Source organism: Pseudomonas sp. 13B_2.1_Bac1 (assembly GCF_025466155.1).
In the GTDB taxonomy this organism is placed as follows: Bacteria; Pseudomonadota; Gammaproteobacteria; order Pseudomonadales; family Pseudomonadaceae; genus Aquipseudomonas; species Aquipseudomonas aylmerensis.
On the sequence record NZ_JANLOH010000089.1, the window covers coordinates 367,648 to 383,709 of the forward strand.

At 63.5% G+C, this 16,062-nt stretch carries 12 protein-coding genes; 5 read left to right on the forward strand and 7 right to left on the reverse strand.

Features of this window, described 5'->3' with window-relative positions:
• Window positions 1-7 precede the first annotated feature (7 nt).
• From NTD80_RS21985 to NTD80_RS22000, 4 genes are all read right to left on the reverse strand, one after another.
• Window positions 8-1,249, reverse strand: coding sequence for an FAD-dependent oxidoreductase (locus NTD80_RS21985; protein WP_201143988.1), 1,242 nt, complete (start codon window positions 1,247-1,249; stop codon window positions 8-10).
• Complete coding sequence (gene folD / locus NTD80_RS21990) at window positions 1,231-2,136, reverse strand: bifunctional methylenetetrahydrofolate dehydrogenase/methenyltetrahydrofolate cyclohydrolase FolD (protein ID WP_120448162.1); 906 nt, start codon at window positions 2,134-2,136, stop codon at window positions 1,231-1,233. Before folD (NTD80_RS21990) ends, NTD80_RS21985 begins: the two co-directional genes overlap by 19 nt.
• Window positions 2,133-2,999, reverse strand: coding sequence for a formyltetrahydrofolate deformylase (gene purU / locus NTD80_RS21995; RefSeq protein WP_106804441.1), 867 nt, complete (start codon window positions 2,997-2,999; stop codon window positions 2,133-2,135). Before purU ends, folD (NTD80_RS21990) begins: the two co-directional genes overlap by 4 nt.
• A 324-nt stretch (window positions 3,000-3,323) precedes the next feature.
• Complete coding sequence (locus NTD80_RS22000; RefSeq protein ID WP_053139883.1) at window positions 3,324-3,923, reverse strand: helix-turn-helix domain-containing protein; 600 nt, start codon at window positions 3,921-3,923, stop codon at window positions 3,324-3,326.
• 282 nt (window positions 3,924-4,205) lie between these two features.
• Between NTD80_RS22000 and glnT the strand changes: the two genes are divergently transcribed.
• The 5 genes from glnT to NTD80_RS22025 all read left to right on the forward strand — a co-directional run bounded on the left by glnT (window position 4,206) and on the right by NTD80_RS22025 (window position 10,116).
• Window positions 4,206-5,540, forward strand: a complete 1,335-nt coding sequence (gene glnT, locus NTD80_RS22005) for a type III glutamate--ammonia ligase (protein WP_065905705.1) — start codon at window positions 4,206-4,208, stop codon at window positions 5,538-5,540.
• 135 nt (window positions 5,541-5,675) lie between these two features.
• Window positions 5,676-6,581 carry a class II glutamine amidotransferase gene (locus tag NTD80_RS22010; RefSeq protein ID WP_106804440.1) on the forward strand — a complete coding sequence of 302 codons (906 nt, stop codon included), beginning with the start codon at window positions 5,676-5,678 and terminating at the stop codon, window positions 6,579-6,581.
• Window positions 6,582-6,592: 11 nt separating this feature from the next.
• On the forward strand, window positions 6,593-7,267 hold the full coding sequence (locus NTD80_RS22015) for a protein glxC (RefSeq protein ID WP_262135007.1): 675 nt from the start codon (window positions 6,593-6,595) through the stop codon (window positions 7,265-7,267).
• Window positions 7,268-7,282: 15 nt separating this feature from the next.
• Window positions 7,283-8,605 (forward strand): FMN-binding glutamate synthase family protein, encoded by a 1,323-nt coding sequence (locus NTD80_RS22020; protein WP_065905711.1) that lies wholly within the window; start codon window positions 7,283-7,285, stop codon window positions 8,603-8,605.
• A 185-nt stretch (window positions 8,606-8,790) separates the two neighbouring features.
• A complete protein-coding gene (locus NTD80_RS22025; protein WP_106804438.1) occupies window positions 8,791-10,116 on the forward strand; it encodes an ammonium transporter in 1,326 nt (441 codons plus the stop codon).
• Between the two features lie 899 nt (window positions 10,117-11,015).
• Here the strand turns inward: NTD80_RS22025 and folD (NTD80_RS22030) are convergent.
• The 3 genes from folD (NTD80_RS22030) to NTD80_RS22040 all read right to left on the reverse strand — a co-directional run bounded on the left by folD (NTD80_RS22030) (window position 11,016) and on the right by NTD80_RS22040 (window position 16,059).
• On the reverse strand, window positions 11,016-11,930 hold the full coding sequence (gene folD, locus NTD80_RS22030) for a bifunctional methylenetetrahydrofolate dehydrogenase/methenyltetrahydrofolate cyclohydrolase FolD (protein WP_120448164.1): 915 nt from the start codon (window positions 11,928-11,930) through the stop codon (window positions 11,016-11,018).
• Between the two features lie 66 nt (window positions 11,931-11,996).
• Entirely contained in the window at window positions 11,997-13,676 is a 1,680-nt protein-coding gene (locus NTD80_RS22035; RefSeq protein ID WP_262135008.1) for an APC family permease, read from the reverse strand.
• Window positions 13,677-13,749: 73 nt separating this feature from the next.
• The gene (locus NTD80_RS22040) at window positions 13,750-16,059 is read right to left on the reverse strand and encodes a DUF1989 domain-containing protein (RefSeq protein WP_262135072.1); all 2,310 of its coding nucleotides are present in this window, start codon (window positions 16,057-16,059) and stop codon (window positions 13,750-13,752) included.
• Window positions 16,060-16,062: the final 3 nt, after the last annotated feature.

A 16,062-nucleotide genomic window follows, 5' to 3' on the forward strand; every position in this document is an offset into this window, starting at 1 on the left:
CTCTCCATCAGTGACTGGCCGCCGTAGCGCCCATCTCGTTGACTTGCTGGAAGGTCGAGAAACGTTCGAGGCCGAACGGCTTGATCAGCGCCGGCACCTGGCCGCCGCTGGCGACCAGCTCGGCCATGGTCTTGCCGCAGATGGGCGTGGCCTTGAAACCCCACGTGCCCCAGCCGGCGTCGAGGTAGTAGTTCTTCACCGGTGACAGGCCCATGATCGGGCTGTAGTCCGGGGTCATGTCGGTGATCCCGGCCCACTGGCGCATCAGTTTGGCGTTGGCCAGGAACGGGAACATTTCGATCGCGTGGGCCAGCAGGCTTTCCTTGAGGTCCAGGGTCGAGCGCGTATTGAACAGCGGATAAGGATCGGAGCCGCCGCCGAACACCACTTCACCGCGGCTGGTCTGCTGCACATAGCAGTGCAGCGCGGAGGAGCTCACCAACGGATCGAGGAACGGCTTGAACGGTTGGGTGACCATGGCTTGCAGCGGGAAGGTCTGGATCGGCGAGCGGATGCCGGCCTTGGCCATCAGCAACGAGCTGTGCCCGGCAATCGCCTGTACCACGCAGCCGCACTTGATAGTGCCGCGATTGGTCTTCACGGCGGTAATCGTGCCGTGGTCGATGACCAGGTCCTGCACCTCGGTGAGTTGATGAATTTCCACCCCGCGCTTGGCCGCCTGCTTGGCGTAGCCCCAGGCCACGGCATCGTGGCGCGCAGTGGCGCCGTCGATATGCCAGAGCCCGGCGATCACCGGCAAGTGCCCGGGGTCGAGATTGAGGCTGGGCACCAGTTCGCGGATCTGCTGGCGGTCGATCATCTCGGTGCGCCCGCCGAAGTGCTTGTTGACCTCGGCACGCTGGCGGAACGAACGCACGGTGGCATCGGTATGCGCCAGGGTCAGCTGGCCGCGTTCGGAGTACATGATGTTGAAGTCGAATTCGTTGGACAGCGACTGGAACATCTTCACCGACTCGGCGTAGAAGCGCACACCCTCGCTGGTCAGGTAGTTGGAGCGAATCACCGCAGTATTGCGCGCGGTATTGCCGCCACCCAGGTAGGCCTTTTCCAGCACCGCGATGTTGCTGATGCCGTGGTACTTGGCCAGATAGTAGGCGGTCGCCAGGCCATGGCCGCCGGCGCCGATGATCACCACGTCATAGCTGGCCTTGAGTTCCTTGGGCGGGGGCAGATCCACCTCCACCGGGTACTCCGAACTCAGCCCGTACTTCAATAGATTGAATGGCATACGGCCTCCGATTGGCTGCGTAGGGCGTGGTGTTGCGCGAGGGCGGCGGCCACGGTGTTTTTCATCAGGAAGGCAATGGTCATCGGGCCGACACCACCGGGTACCGGGGTGATGGCCGCGACGTGGGGCAGGGCGCCGTCGAAGTCGACATCGCCTACCAGGCGGCTGCGGCCCGCGTCGTCGATACGGTTGATACCGACGTCGATCACCACCGCGCCGGGCTTCAGCCAGCTGGCGTCGATCAAGCGTGCGCGGCCCACGGCGGCGATCACGATATCCGCCTGCCGGCACAGCGCCTGGGCGTTGTGGCTGCGCGAATGCAGCACGGTCACCGAGCAGTCCGCCTTGAGCAGCAGCGCAGCCATGGGCTTGCCGACGATGTTCGAACGGCCAATCACCACCGCATGTTTGCCGCGCAGGTCGCCGCAGGTTTGTTCCAGCAAATACAGGCAGCCGCTCGGCGTGCACGGCGTGAGCACCGCGCGGCCCTGGCTGAGGCCGCCGACGTTCTGGCTGTGAAAACCGTCGACGTCCTTGTCCGGCGCGATGGCCTCCAGGGCGCGCAGCTCGTCCATCTGCGCCGGCAACGGCAATTGCAGGAGGATGCCGTGGATGGCCGGGTCGGCGTTCAATTGGCCGATCAGGATCAACAGTTGTTCGGTGCTGGTGTCGCCGGGCAGGCGGTGCTCCACGGAGCGGATGCCAACCTCTTCGGCGCGCAGGATCTTGTTGCGCACATACACCTGGCTGGCGGCGTCGTTGCCGACCAGGATCACCGCCAGGGCGGGCAGGATGTCTTGCTCATGCAGGCGTGCGACGTCCTCGCGGACCTGCAGCAGCACCTGCGCGGCGGCGGCTTTGCCATCGATCAGTTTGTGCGCGTTCACCGGAACACCACCGTTCTGTCCTGGTTGAGAAACACCCGGTGCTCAAGGTGGTACTTGACCGCCTTGGACAGGGCCACGGTCTCGGTGTCGCGACCGATGGCGACCAGGTCGTCGGGCTTGTACACGTGGTCCACGCGTTGCACTTCCTGCTCGATGATCGGGCCCTCATCCAGGTCGCTGGTGACGTAGTGCGCGGTGGCACCTATCAGCTTCACACCGCGTTGGTAGGCCTGGTGATAGGGCTTGGCGCCTTTGAAACCGGGCAGGAACGAATGGTGAATATTGATCGCGCGCCCCGACAGTTGCCGGCACAGGTCGTCGGAGAGGATCTGCATGTAGCGCGCCAACACCACCAGTTCGGTGCGGGTGTCGTCGACCACCTTCATCAGTTCGGCTTCCTGCGCGGCCTTGTTGTCCTTCGACACGGGCAGGTAGATAAAGCGAATGCCCTCGCGCTCGGCCATCGGCCGCAGGTCGAGGTGGTTGGAGACGATGGCGGTGATGGTCATGTCCATCTCGCCCTTGTGGTAGCGGTAGAGCAGGTCGGTGAGGCAGTGGTCGAACTTGCTCACCATCAGCATCACGCGCATCGGCTCGCGGGTGTCGTACAACTCCCACTGCATGTCGAAGGCCTGGGCGACATCGGCGAAGCCTGCGCGAATCTGTTCGAGATCGCCGGCGTGGCCGTCGTTGAAGCGGAACACGGCGCGCATGAAGAAGCGGCCGCTGAAGTCATCATCGAACTGCGCCATCTCCCCGATGTAGCACGCGTTGTCCGCCAGGTAAGTGGTGACGGCAGCGACAATGCCGGACACCGCGGGACAAGTGACCTTGATGATGAAATGGTTTTTTTCGTGTTGCATGACACGTCCTCGGGATGATGGCGGCAGCTCATCGCATAGCGAAAAAATGTCTGAGGACAGCGGGCTCGTTCCGTGAGCGCATTTTCTTGTGAGGAATAAAATATTCCTGAAGTGGCTTTATAGGGGAATGGGGGCGGGGCGTCTAGAGGTTTTGGGAAAGTTTTTTAACTGATAGGAATTTTTACGACGCGTTCCTAGAGTGAAATGCGATGAAATGTAGGCGCTGGCTTGCCGGCGAAGGCATCAACCCACTGCCACTGGCAGACCGAGTTGCCCGCATCGCAGGCAAGCCAGCTCCCATAGAAAACAACCTCGGTGCCTGCGTTATTCCTTGTCGTTGCCGTAGTTCATGATCGACAACAACCGGATCGGCACCTGCACCAACTGCTCCGGCCCGTGCGGAATCTCCCCCTCGAAGGTCAGGCTGTCTCCCGCTTCCATCCGGTAAAGCTGGTTCCCATGCCGGTAAATCAGCTCACCTTCGAGCAAGTGCAAAAACTCCGTCCCCGGATGGGCAAAGGTCGGGAACTCTTCACTGGCGTCATCCATGCTGACCATGTACGCCTCGAAGCTCTTCTTCGGCCCGCGCGTATGGTTGAGCAGGTGATAGGTATGCCCCTTCTCGGTCCCTCGGCGCACCACTTCCATGCCCTGGTCGGCCTTGACCAGCAAAGCGCTGCCATCCTGCTGATCGTATTCGCTGAACAATTTCGACAGCGGCAGCCCGAGCACATCACATAGGCGGCTCAGGGTGTCGAGGCTGGTGGAGACCTGGGCGTTTTCGATCTTGCTCAGCATGCCCTGGCTGATATCGGCGATTTTCGCCACGTCGGACAGCTTCAGGTCCTGGGCCTGGCGCTGGCGTTTGATCTGCAGCCCCAGGTATTGCTCGAGTTTGAGGCGCGGGGCGGTTTCGGTGGACATGATCATCGGCTCCTGCACGGTTTCCGTTCAGTAATATTATTTTCGCACTGGGAAAGTGCAAGATCTGGCTCTTCAAGGCCACCCCGCTGTGCGTATTCCTGCGGGGAAAACAATTTTCCCATATATACAGCACAAAAGCGCTTTCACCGGCAGTTCAATCCGCCGCTCGCGAATCTGGCAAGGGTATTGCATTCCTGTAAGGAAACTAACTTTCTTTTTAGGAATAAAAAGACAGCCTAGGCCCACCCACACGGTTTTGCCTTTCGCGAGGAGTGACACGCAATGTTGCCAGCAGAAACCCAGCGCATCATCGACAAGCACGGGATCAAGTACGTGCTTGCGCAGTTTGTGGATATACACGGTGCGGCCAAGACCAAGTCGGTGCCGATTTGCGGGCTCAAGACCGTGGCCGAAGAGGGTGCGGGCTTTGCCGGGTTTGCCATCAGCGGCATGGGCATGGAGCCCCACGGTCCGGACTTCATGGCGCGCGGTGACCTGTCCACGCTGACGCCGGTGCCGTGGCAACCGGGTTATGGGCGGGTGGTGTGCGTCGGGCATGTCGATGGCAAGCCTCATCCCTACGACAGCCGCTACGTGCTGCAGCAGCAGGTGCAGCGCCTGCAGGACAAGGGCTGGACCCTCAACACCGGCCTGGAACCCGAATTCAACCTGATGCGCCGCGACGAGCAGGGCAAGCTGCAACTGGTCGACCCCAGCGATAACCTCGACAAACCCTGCTACGACTACAAGGGCCTGTCGCGTTCACGCGAGTTCCTCGAGCGCCTGACCGAAGCCTTGCAGGCGGTGGATTTCGAGGTCTATCAAATCGACCACGAAGACGCCAACGGCCAGTTCGAGATCAACTACACCTACAGCGACGCGCTGACCTCGGCCGACCGCTTTACCTTCTTTCGCATGGCCGCCGGCGAGATCGCCAATGACCTGGGCATGATCTGCTCCTTCATGCCCAAGCCCGACCCGAAACGCGCTGGCAACGGCATGCACTTTCACCTGTCGATCAGCAGCGCCGAGAACAAAAACCTGTTCCATGACGCCAGCGATCCGAGCGGCATGGGCCTGTCGAAACTGGCCTATCACTTCGCCGCCGGTTTGCTCGCCCATGGCCCGGCGTTGTGTGCGTTCGCCGCACCTACGGTCAACTCCTACAAGCGCCTGGTCGTGGGCAACTCGTTGTCCGGCGCCACCTGGGCCCCGGCCTTTATCGCCTTTGGCGCCAACAACCGTTCGGCGATGGTGCGCGTGCCGTATGGCCGCCTGGAATTTCGCCTGCCGGATGCCGGCTGCAACCCGTACCTGGTCAGCGCCGCGATCATCGCGGCAGGCCTGGATGGCATCGACCGCCAGTTGGAAATCGACCACGTCTGCAACGAGAACCTCTACAGCCTGAGCCTGGAGCAGATCGCCGAGCGCGGCATCAAGACCCTGCCGCAATCCCTCAAGGAAGCCTGCGACGCGCTGGAAGCCGACCCGCTGTTTGCCGAGGTGCTCGGCCCGCAGATCGTGGGCGAGTTCATCAAGCTCAAGCGCATGGAGTGGGTGGAGTACAGCCGCCATGTGAGCGACTGGGAAGTCGCGCGCTACACCGAATTTTTCTGAGGCAAGGGGCGGCAGCTGTGAGTTGCAAGCTGCAAGTCAAGGCGGTGGTAGGGGCCGCTCCAAGTCATCTGTCTACCCGGCTTGCTTGCAGCTTGAATGCAGCTGGCCACCCAGAACAAAGTGAGGACTGCTCTTATGTGTGGAATCGTAGGTCTGTACCTGAAAAATCCCCGGCTGGAACCCCAGCTCGGCAAGCTGTTTGAACCGATGCTGCAGGCCATGACCGACCGCGGTCCGGACAGCGCGGGCTTCGCCATCTACGGCGATGAGGTCGCCGACGGCTGGGTCAAGTTGACCTTGCAGGCGACCACTGAAGCCTTCGACTGGAAGGCCTTGATGGGCGAACTCGAAGGGCGCCTGGGCTGCTCGCTGGATTGGTTCCAGAACGCCAGCGCGGCGGTATTGAAAATCCACGCCGACGAAGCCCCGGTGCGCCTGGCCCTGGCCGAACTGGCGCCGAGCGTACGCATCATGAGCGCCGGGCAAAGCATCGAAATCCTCAAGGGCATGGGTTTGCCCCAGGAGATTTCCCAGCGCTTCGGCCTGGCGGGCATGCAAGGCAGCCACATCATCGGGCACACGCGCATGGCCACCGAAAGCGCGGTGACCATGGAAGGCAGCCACCCGTTTTCCACCGGCGCCGACCTGTGCCTGGTGCACAACGGCTCGCTGTCGAACCACTTCCGCCTGCGCCAGGAACTCAAGCGTGAAGGCATTCATTTCGAGACCGACAACGACACCGAAGTCGCCGCCGGCTACCTGACCTGGCGCCTGCAACAGGGCGACTCGCTCAAAGAGGCGCTGGACCATTCCCTGCAGGACCTCGACGGCTTCTTCACCTTCGCCATCGGAACGCGCAACGGCTTTGCGGTTATCCGCGATCCGATTGCGTGCAAGCCGGCGATCCTCGCCGAGACCGACGACTACGTGGCCATGGCCTCCGAATACCAGGCGCTATCGAGCCTGCCGGGCATCGAGAACGCGCGGATCTGGGAGCCGGCACCGGCCACTTTGTATATCTGGGAACGCCAGTCAGCTTAAGGAGCGCACACATGAAAACCATCGATCTTTCCACCGCCACTGTGCGTGACCTCAACCAGGCGCTGCACGCGCAAGCGCTCGACCACGAATGGCGCGTGACCCATTCCAACGGCAAGCACAACCTGGCCGTGGGCGTGAACCAGCCAGTGTCCATCGATATCGAGGGCCACGCCGGCTACTACTGCGCGGGCATGAACCAACAGGCCTCGATCACCGTGCACGGCAATGTCGGCGTGGGCTGCGCCGAGAACATGATGTCGGGTTCGGTGCGCGTCAAAGGCAGCGCGTCCCAGGCGGCCGGGGCCACGGCCCATGGCGGCCTGCTGGTGATTGAAGGCGATGCCGGCGCGCGTTGCGGGATCTCCATGAAGGGCATCGACATTGTCGTCGGCGGCAGCATCGGCCATATGAGCTGCTTCATGGGCCAGGCCGGGCGCCTGGTGGTGTGCGGCGATGCCGGCGATGCGCTGGGCGACTCGTTGTACGAGACCCACATCTACGTGAAAGGCACGGTGGAGTCCCTGGGCTCTGACTGCGTCGAAAAAGAGATGCGCAGCGAGCACCTGCAAGAGCTGCAGGAACTGCTCGACCGTGCCGGCTTCGCCCACCAGGCGGCGGATTTCAAGCGCTACGGCTCGGCCCGCCAGCTGTACAACTTCAAAGTCGATAACGCCTCCGCGTACTGATCAGGAGCTACAACCATGAGTGAACAAACCCCTCCGGTACTGCGCGAGTCGGCCACCTTCGACCGCCTGACCATCCAGGAAATCCAGCGTGCGGCCGAAACCGGTATCTACGATATTCGCGGCGGCGGCACCAAGCGCAAGCTGCCGCACTTCGACGACTTGCTGCTGCTCGGCGCCAGCGTGTCGCGTTACCCGCTCGAAGGCTATCGCGAGAAGTGCGGCACCGACGTGATCCTCGGCAACCGCTTCGCCAAGAAGCCGATCCACCTGAAGATCCCGGTGACCATCGCCGGCATGAGCTTCGGGGCGTTGTCGGCGAATGCCAAGGAAGCCCTGGGCCGTGGCGCGACCATCGCGGGCACCAGCACCACCACCGGTGACGGCGGCATGACCCCGGAAGAGCGCGGCCAGTCCCAGCACCTGGTGTACCAGTACCTGCCGTCGCGCTACGGCATGAACCCCGACGATTTGCGCAAGGCCGACGCCATCGAGATCGTCCTCGGCCAGGGCGCCAAGCCCGGCGGTGGCGGGATGCTGCTCGGCATGAAGGTCACCGAGCGCGTGGCCGGCATGCGCACCTTGCCGATCGGTGTGGACCAGCGCAGTGCCTGCCGTCACCCGGACTGGACCGGCCCGGACGACCTGGCGATCAAGATTGCCGAGCTGCGCGAAATCACCGACTGGGAGAAACCGATCTACGTGAAGATCGGCGCGAGCCGGCCTTATTACGACGTGAAGCTGGCCGTCAAGGCGGGCGCGGATGTGATCGTGCTCGACGGCATGCAAGGCGGCACGGCGGCGACCCAGGAAGTGTTTATCGAGCACGTCGGCATTCCAATTCTGTCGGCGATCCCGCAAGCGGTACAGGCTTTGCAAGAGATGGGCATGCACCGCAAGGTCCAGTTGATCGTGTCGGGCGGGATCCGCAACGGGGCCGACGTGGCCAAGGCCATGGCGATGGGCGCGGATGCGGTCGCCATCGGTACGGCGGCGCTGATTGCCCTGGGTGATAACCACCCACGGCTGGATGCGGAACTGAAAAAGATCGGCTCGGCCGCCGGCTACTACGACGACTGGCAGAACGGCCGCGACCCGGCCGGCATTACCACCCAGGACCCGGAACTGTCCAAGCGCCTCGACCCGGTGGAAGGCGGGCGGCGGTTGGCCAACTACCTGCGGGTGATGGTGCTGGAAGCGCAGACCATGGCGCGGGCGTGCGGCAAGTCGCACCTGCACAACCTCGACCCCGAGGACCTGGTGGCGCTGACCGTGGAATCGGCGGCGATGGCCCGGGTGCCGTTGGCAGGAACCAGCTGGGTGCCCGGTTCCGGCTACTGAGCCTGGCGTTATACCTGTGGCGAGGGCGCTTGCTGCCGTTCAGCGCAGCTGCAGCCGGCGTTTTAGGGCTGCGTAAGCGCCCTTGCCACGACAGATCGGCAAATCAAGGAGCCCGCCAAGAGGCTCTCCTAACAACAACTGCTCGCTGCCAGGCATATCCCATTTCTTTCGCAGGAGCTTTGAATATGGTCAATCGTCTTCTCGGCAAGTCCCTCTTCGGGTTATTGGCCGCCAGTGCCTTCGCACCTTTGGCACAGGCCGCCGATGCACCCACCTTGAACACCGGCAGCACCGCCTGGATGGTCACCGCCGCCGTGCTGGTGCTGTTCATGTGCCTGCCGGGGCTCGCGTTGTTCTATGGCGGCCTGGTCCGTGCGAAAAACATGCTCTCGCTGTTCACCCAGTGTTTCGGCATCGCCGGCCTGGTGGGCGTGCTGTGGGTGATCTACGGCTACAGCATGGTGGTCGACACCACCGGCATGGTCGAAGGGCAGGTGACGTTCAACAGTTTTGTCGGCGGTTTGAGCCGTGCGTTCCTGGCCGGCATGACCCCCGAAAGCCTGGTGGGGGATATCCCGGAAGGGGTGTTCGTGACCTTCCAGATGACCTTTGCCATCATCACCCCCGCGCTGATCGCCGGGGCGTTTGCCGAACGCATGAAGTTCTCGGCCGCGCTGTGGTTCATGGCCATCTGGTTCACCCTGGTATATGCCCCGGTGGCGCATATGGTCTGGGGCGGTTCGGGGGCCTTGATGCATAACTGGGGCGTGCTTGATTTTGCCGGCGGCACCGCCGTGCACATCAACGCCGGTGTGGCTGCGCTCGCCGCGTGCCTAATCCTCGGCAAGCGCAAGGGCTACCAGAACACGCCGATGCCTGCGCACAACCTGAGCCTGACCATGGTTGGCGCGGCGATGCTCTGGGTCGGCTGGTTCGGCTTCAACATCGGCTCCGGCGGCGGGCTCAACGGCCTTTCCGGGATTGTCATGCTCAATACCCAACTGGGCGCGTGTGCCGGGATCCTCGGCTGGATGTTCACCGAGTGGTTCAAGGTCGGCAAACCGAGTGCCCTCGGCCTGGCCAGCGGCGCGTTGGCCGGTTTGGTCGGGATCACCCCGGCGTGTGCCTATGTGGGCGTCGGCGGCGCGTTGGCCATCGGCTTGCTGTGCGGGGTGTTCTGCTACCTCAGCGTGACCGTGTTGAAACGCCGCTTCGGCTACGACGACAGCCTCGACGTGTTCGGCCTGCACGGCATCGGCGGCATGATCGGCGCGGTGTTGACCGGCGTGTTCTGCGTACCGTCCATGGGCGGACTGGTCGAAGGCGTGACCATGGGCGGCCAGGTGGTGGCGCAGATCAAAGGGGTCGTGCTGACCACCGTGTACTGCTTCGCGATCAGCTGGATCATCCTCAAAGTCATCAACGCCCTGATCGGCCTGCGTGCCCATGAATCGGTGGAAGACATGGGGCTGGACCTGGCCGAGCATAACGAGCGGGCGTACAACCACTGATCACAACCCAAACCTGCAGGCGCTGGCCGGCGATAGCGGTGGATCAGTCAATGCATAGGGTGACTGACACACCGCCATCGCAGGCAAGCCAGCTCCCACAGGGGTTTTGTGTTGTGGTTCAGATCACTGCCAGCCTGGCCTGCCTAACAAGCGGGCGCCCTCTACAAGCGACCGGACACCTCGAAAAAGTGTGGGAGCTGGCTTGCCTGCGAAAGCGGTGTGCCAGGTGCAGAAAATGCCAGCAATGCCGCCGCCTTCGCAGCCTCGCCGGGGCTCGACAACTCCCACACTTGGGCTGCGTCGCGTCGGATATTGCGATCACCCTGGGGATTGAAATAAGGGCGACTCCGCCAATTTCCTGTGGGAGCTGGCTTGCCTGCGAATGCGCTGGATCAGCCAATGCATAAGGTGACTGACATACCGCCATCGCAGGCAAGCCAGCTCCCACAGGGGGTTTGTGTTGTGGTTCAGATCACTGCCGGTCTGGCCTGCCTAACAAGCGGGCGCCTTCCACAAGCGACCGGACACCTCGAAAAAATGTGGGAGCTGGCTTGCCTGCGAATGCGGTGTGCCAGGCGCAGAAAATGCCAGCAATGCCGCCGCCTTCGCAGCCTCGCCGGGGCTCGACAACTCCCACACTTGGGCTGCGTCGCGCCGGATATTGCGATCATCCTGGGGATTGAAATAAGGGCGACTCCGCCAGCTCCCACAGGGGTTTTGTGTTGTGGTTCAGATCACTGCCGGCCTGGCCTGCCTAACAAGCGGGCGCCTTTCACAATCGACCGGACACCTCGAAAAAATGTGGGAGCTGGCTTGCCTGCGAAAGCGGTGGATCAGCCAAAGCATAACGTGACTGACACACCACCATCGCTGGCAAACCAGCTCCTGCAGGGGGGCGTTCAGGGCACGGCCAGGGCAAGGGGCCGGGCAGTGCGCTGTAGTTGGCTGGCCACCAGGGTGTTTTTCAGCAGGTAGGCAATGGTCATCGGCCCGACACCGCCGGGCACCGGGGTGATTGCGCTGGCCACCGTGCGAGCGCTGGCGTAATCGACGTCGCCGACCAACCGCGTGCCGGTCTCGGTGTTGATGCGGTTGATACCCACGTCAATCACCACCGCGCCTGGCTTCAGCCAGCTAGCGTCGATCAACTGCGGGCGGCCGACGGCGGCGACGACGATGTCGGCCAGGCGGCACAACGCCGGTGCATCGACACTGCGCGAATGCACCACGCTGACCGAGCAGTTGGCCTGCAGCAGCAGGGTCGCCATCGGTTTGCCGACGATGTTCGAACGGCCGATGACCACCGCGTGCATTCCGCTCAAATCACCACAGGTTTCATACAGCAGGCGCATGCAGCCGCTGGGCGTGCAGGGCGTCAGCACCTCGATGCCTTGCACCAGGCCGCCGACGTTTTCGCGGTGGAAGCCGTCCACGTCCTTGATCGGGTCAATCGCGTGAATCACCGCCGCCTCGTCGATATGCCCCGGCAGCGGCAGCTGCACGAGGATGCCATTGACCGACGTATCGGCATTCAACTGCGCCAGCAGGGCCAGCACCTGCGCCTGGGTGGCGTCATCCGGCAGCCGGTATTCAAGCGAGCGAATCCCGACTTCCTTGGCGCGCAGCAGTTTATTGCGCACGTAGACATGGCTGGCCGGGTCATCGCCCACCAGCAGTACCGCCAGGGCAGGGTAGATCTGCTGCGTGGCGAGCACCTGGACCTCTTCGCGAACCTCGTCGAGCACCCGGGCAGAGATGGCCTTGCCGTCGATATCGCGGGCAAGCGTGGGGAGAGAGCTGGTCAAAAGCGTCACCGTTGTCTGGAGAAATAGGGAGGCGCTGAGGGAACAGATCCCTCAGCGATAAGCAGCCCAGTGGGCTCAGGCTACCAGTTGATGGCAGGCATACACCACCAGTGCACCGGCAATCAGCGTGGCATAGGGCAGCCAGCCGGCGCGGCGTTGGCCGTCGCCGACCTGCAGATACAGGTCGCTGAGCATGGCGGCGGGGAAGCGACCTTTGTCCTGCACGTAGTGACGGAAGCAGAACACCGGCAAGATCAGCAGCGCCAGGAGCAAGCCGGTGACCAGCGTGCCCGCGCCCCAGATGTCCGCACCTAGGCCCATGCAGGCCAGGTTGACGAAACTCAACACGCCACCGGCCGCGAGCAGCACGGTGGGCGCTTTGTACGGGCGTACCCAGTCAGGGCGGTCCAGGCGGTGAATCCAGCCGGCATTGAGGTTGAGAAAGTTGAAGATGATGTAGCTGACGTTGGACGCCGCGAGCACAAACACATAGTCCGACATCAACAACAGCAGCAGGTTGAACGACAGGTCGGTCCACATCGCCGCCGTCGGCGCGCCGTGTTCATTGGTGCGCCCCAGGTACTTGGGCAGCCAGCCATCCACCGACGCCTGATACAGCGTGCGTGACGAGCCGGACATCGAGGTCATGATTGCCAGCAGCGTCGCCAGCACCAACATGATCAGCACGATATTGGCGACCACCTTGCCGCCGCCGATGCTGTCGGCCAGCACCTGACCAACGCCCATGCCGCTGTAGATCGCTGGCGACAACAGGCCGCTGTACACCGCCGGTGTAACAATGGCGCCGCTGGCGTCAAGCACCGCCGGGGTCACCAGTTGCCCCAGCCCGAGGCTGCCTTGAAACGCCAGCGGCACCAGGGTGAACACCAGGATGCACAGCAGGCCGGCGTAGAAGATGGCCTTGAACGTGTCGCGCTTGGGGTCCTTGAATTCGCGGGTGTAGCACACCGCTGTTTCGAAGCCGTACGTGGACCAGGCGGCCATGAACAAACCGCCGGCCATCAGCGACCAGCCAGAGATATCCCAGGGTCCATCGATGACTTGCCCGGCCGCATCATGGGCCAGCGGGTACAGCGGCAGGAAGTTGGCCTGGGCCGCATCCCCGGTGAACAACGGCACCACGCCCACCAGCAGCAGTGGAATCAGCGAGGTGACACCGAGCACCAGGGTCAGGCGTGCCGAACGCAGGATGCCGCCGTGTTGCACGGCAAATACCGTGAGCAGGATCAACACGCCGATGCCGAAAGTCGCATTGATGCGCAGCGACAGGCCGCTTTTCACCCAGCCCAGGTCCAGCAAGGTCAGTTGCCAGGTGTTGATCAGCGCATCGGCGGGAAACAGCGCGGTGAGGATGTAACCCGCCGCCAGCCCCGAACCGATGGACAGCACCGGCGACCAGGCCAGCCAGTTGCACCACACCGACACCGGCGCGATCAGCTTGCTGTAGCGCACCCAGGCCACCGCGCCGTACACCGAGGCACCGCCGGATTTGTGCGGGAACAGCCCGGCGATCTCGGCATAGGTAAAGGCCTGGATAAACCCGAACAGGATCGACACGATCCATACGATCCACGCCGGCTTGCCGACCGTCGCAGCAATGGCGCCAATAGAGAACAGCACCAGGGCGGGCACGCCACTGGCGACCCAGAACGCCCCGCGCCAATCGATCTTGCGGTGCAGGCTGCCCACCGAACTGGCGGCCTGCGGTACTGCCTCGAACGTCGTCGCTTCCATCTCTGTATTCCCATGTCTGAATAGCGTTTAAGTGGGGCAGTCAAAATGGGGTGGCACACGCGTATCGGAACGATCAGCTACGCACCCGGCTTTTGTCCGGGTCGTAGAAAATCGCTGCGCTGACCGTGGCGCTGATGCGCTTCTGCAGGCCATCGACTTTGCCAATCTCAAGTGCCGTGCCGGGCTCGGCGCAGCTCACATCCACCCGGCACAGCGCGATATTGCTGGCCAGCAACGGTGAGCGGCAGGCACTGGTTATCACGCCGACCTGGGCCCGGCCGTGGTACACCGGGTCGCCATGGTGGGCCGCCTCGTTGCCGCTCAGGTGCAGGCCGACCAGCTTGTGGGTGGGATGGGCACTGCGCCGTAACAGGGCTTCACGGCCGATAAAATCATCGGTCTTGCTCTTCAATGGCACGCTGAAACCGATGCCAGCCTCGAACGGATCGGTCTGGTCGCTGAACTCGTAGCCGGCGAAAATCAGACCGGCTTCGATGCGCAGCAGGTCCAGGGCTTCCAGGCCCAGCGGCACCAGGCCCAGGGGTTGCCCGAGGTGCCAGATGCGGTCCCAGACCCGCTCGGCGTCTTCGGGTTGGCACCACACTTCATAGCCCAGCTCACCGGTGTAGCCGGTGCGGGAAATCATCAACGGGCAGCCATCGAAGCCGTCCAGCCGACCGACCAGAAAGCGGAACCAGCCGAGGGTTTCCAGACTGGGCTGGGTGGGCGGGGTCCAGACCATCTGCTTGAGCAGCTCGCGGCTGAGCGGGCCTTGCACGGCGAGGTTGTGGATCTGCTCGCTGGCGGACTTGACCCAGACTTTCATGCCGAGTTTCTGTGCCTGCTCGCGCAGCCAGGGGCCGGCGTAGTCTTCGCCGCAGATCCAGCGGAAATTGTCCGGGCCCAGGCGCAGCAGGGTGCCGTCGTCGAGCATGCCGCCGTGCGCGTGGCACATCGCCGAGTACACCACCTGGCCCACCGCCAGGCGCCGCACGTCGCGGGTCAGGCAGTACTGCAGCAAGGCTTCGGCGTCGGGGCCGATGATCTCGAATTTGCGCAGGGCGGTCAGGTCCATCACCGCCACGCGCTCGCGACACCCCAGGTATTCCTCGGTGGCGCCATAGCCGTCGTAGCGCAGCGGCAGCCACCAGTTGCGGTAGTCGGTGAAGCTGCCGGTGAGGGCGCTGGTGCGTGAGTGGAACGCAGACTCACGGGTGAGAATCGGGTCGGCATCCGCCGTGGTTCGAGTGCTCATGGCGATGGAAAAACGCTCCTTCTCGCGGTAGATGCGGACATGGATATCGGTCGGGTTCCAGCCATTGGCCGGGTCAATGTCATCCGGGCACGAGGTGCTGCCACACACCAGGTCGGTCATGGCCTTCAGCAGCACGTAGTCGCCGGGGCGCGACCAGGGCTCATCCAGGGTCATCTGCTGGTGCGCATCAATACCGGTGTTGAAGAAGAAATTGATCGCCGGCCAACCCTTGCGCGCTTGCACGCCATGGGGGGCGAGGACCTGACTGAGGTTGTCGCTGCAGTTGTCGTGCCCGAAATACCCGTGGCTCTCGTAATAACGCGCCGCGCAGGCCAGGGCGAACGAGTCGTGGCGCCCGACGGTGTCGCGCACCACCTCGAGCATCGGCTGCATCTGGCGGTCGAAAAACTTCGAGAACAACCCCGGTGCCGGGTAGGCGCTGCCGTTCAGCGTGCGGGTCACGGTCTGGTCGAGGTCCAGTTCGATACCGCGATCCAGGGCGCGGCGGTCGAGCGCGACGAAGTCCGAACACTGGCGTCCCGCGACGTCCAGCACCTGGACGTACTGCCCCTTGGCGACGGTGTAGGCATGGGCCGTGCCGGCGCGCAGGGTGAACTCGTCCAGCACCTCGCCCAACGGCTCAGGCAGGGCAGGCACCCAGAGCGGCGACGGGTTGGCGCGGGTGACCAGCAGGCGCAGCTCACTGGGCCGGTATTGCCGGTCGACAGCGGTCGGGCCGGCAGGGGCGGCGACGATCACCAGCAGCGCGTCCTGCGCGACAAAATGGCGACTGTGGCCGGGCGGGCTGTCGTCGTCCCACAACGACGCGGCGCGCGGCAACTGCTGCGCCTCTATGCCGCGCCGATCGAGCACCTGGCCGATACGCGCGGGCACGCTGCAGGCGATAGACGCGTGCAATCCCCAACTGGCCAGGGCGCTGCGGCCGCCGGCGTCGAGGGCCAGCAGTGTGCAGGCCTGGCGGCCTTCGACGTCGATGACTTGCAGGCCGTCGCCGGGCTGCAAGTCGACCAGCGTCACACCGCCGGCGGCCACGCGGTAGCGTTCCAGGTTCGGCGCGCGGGCAAACAAGCCGGGTTCTCGCGGGCGCGAAATACGCGGTGCATTCATCAT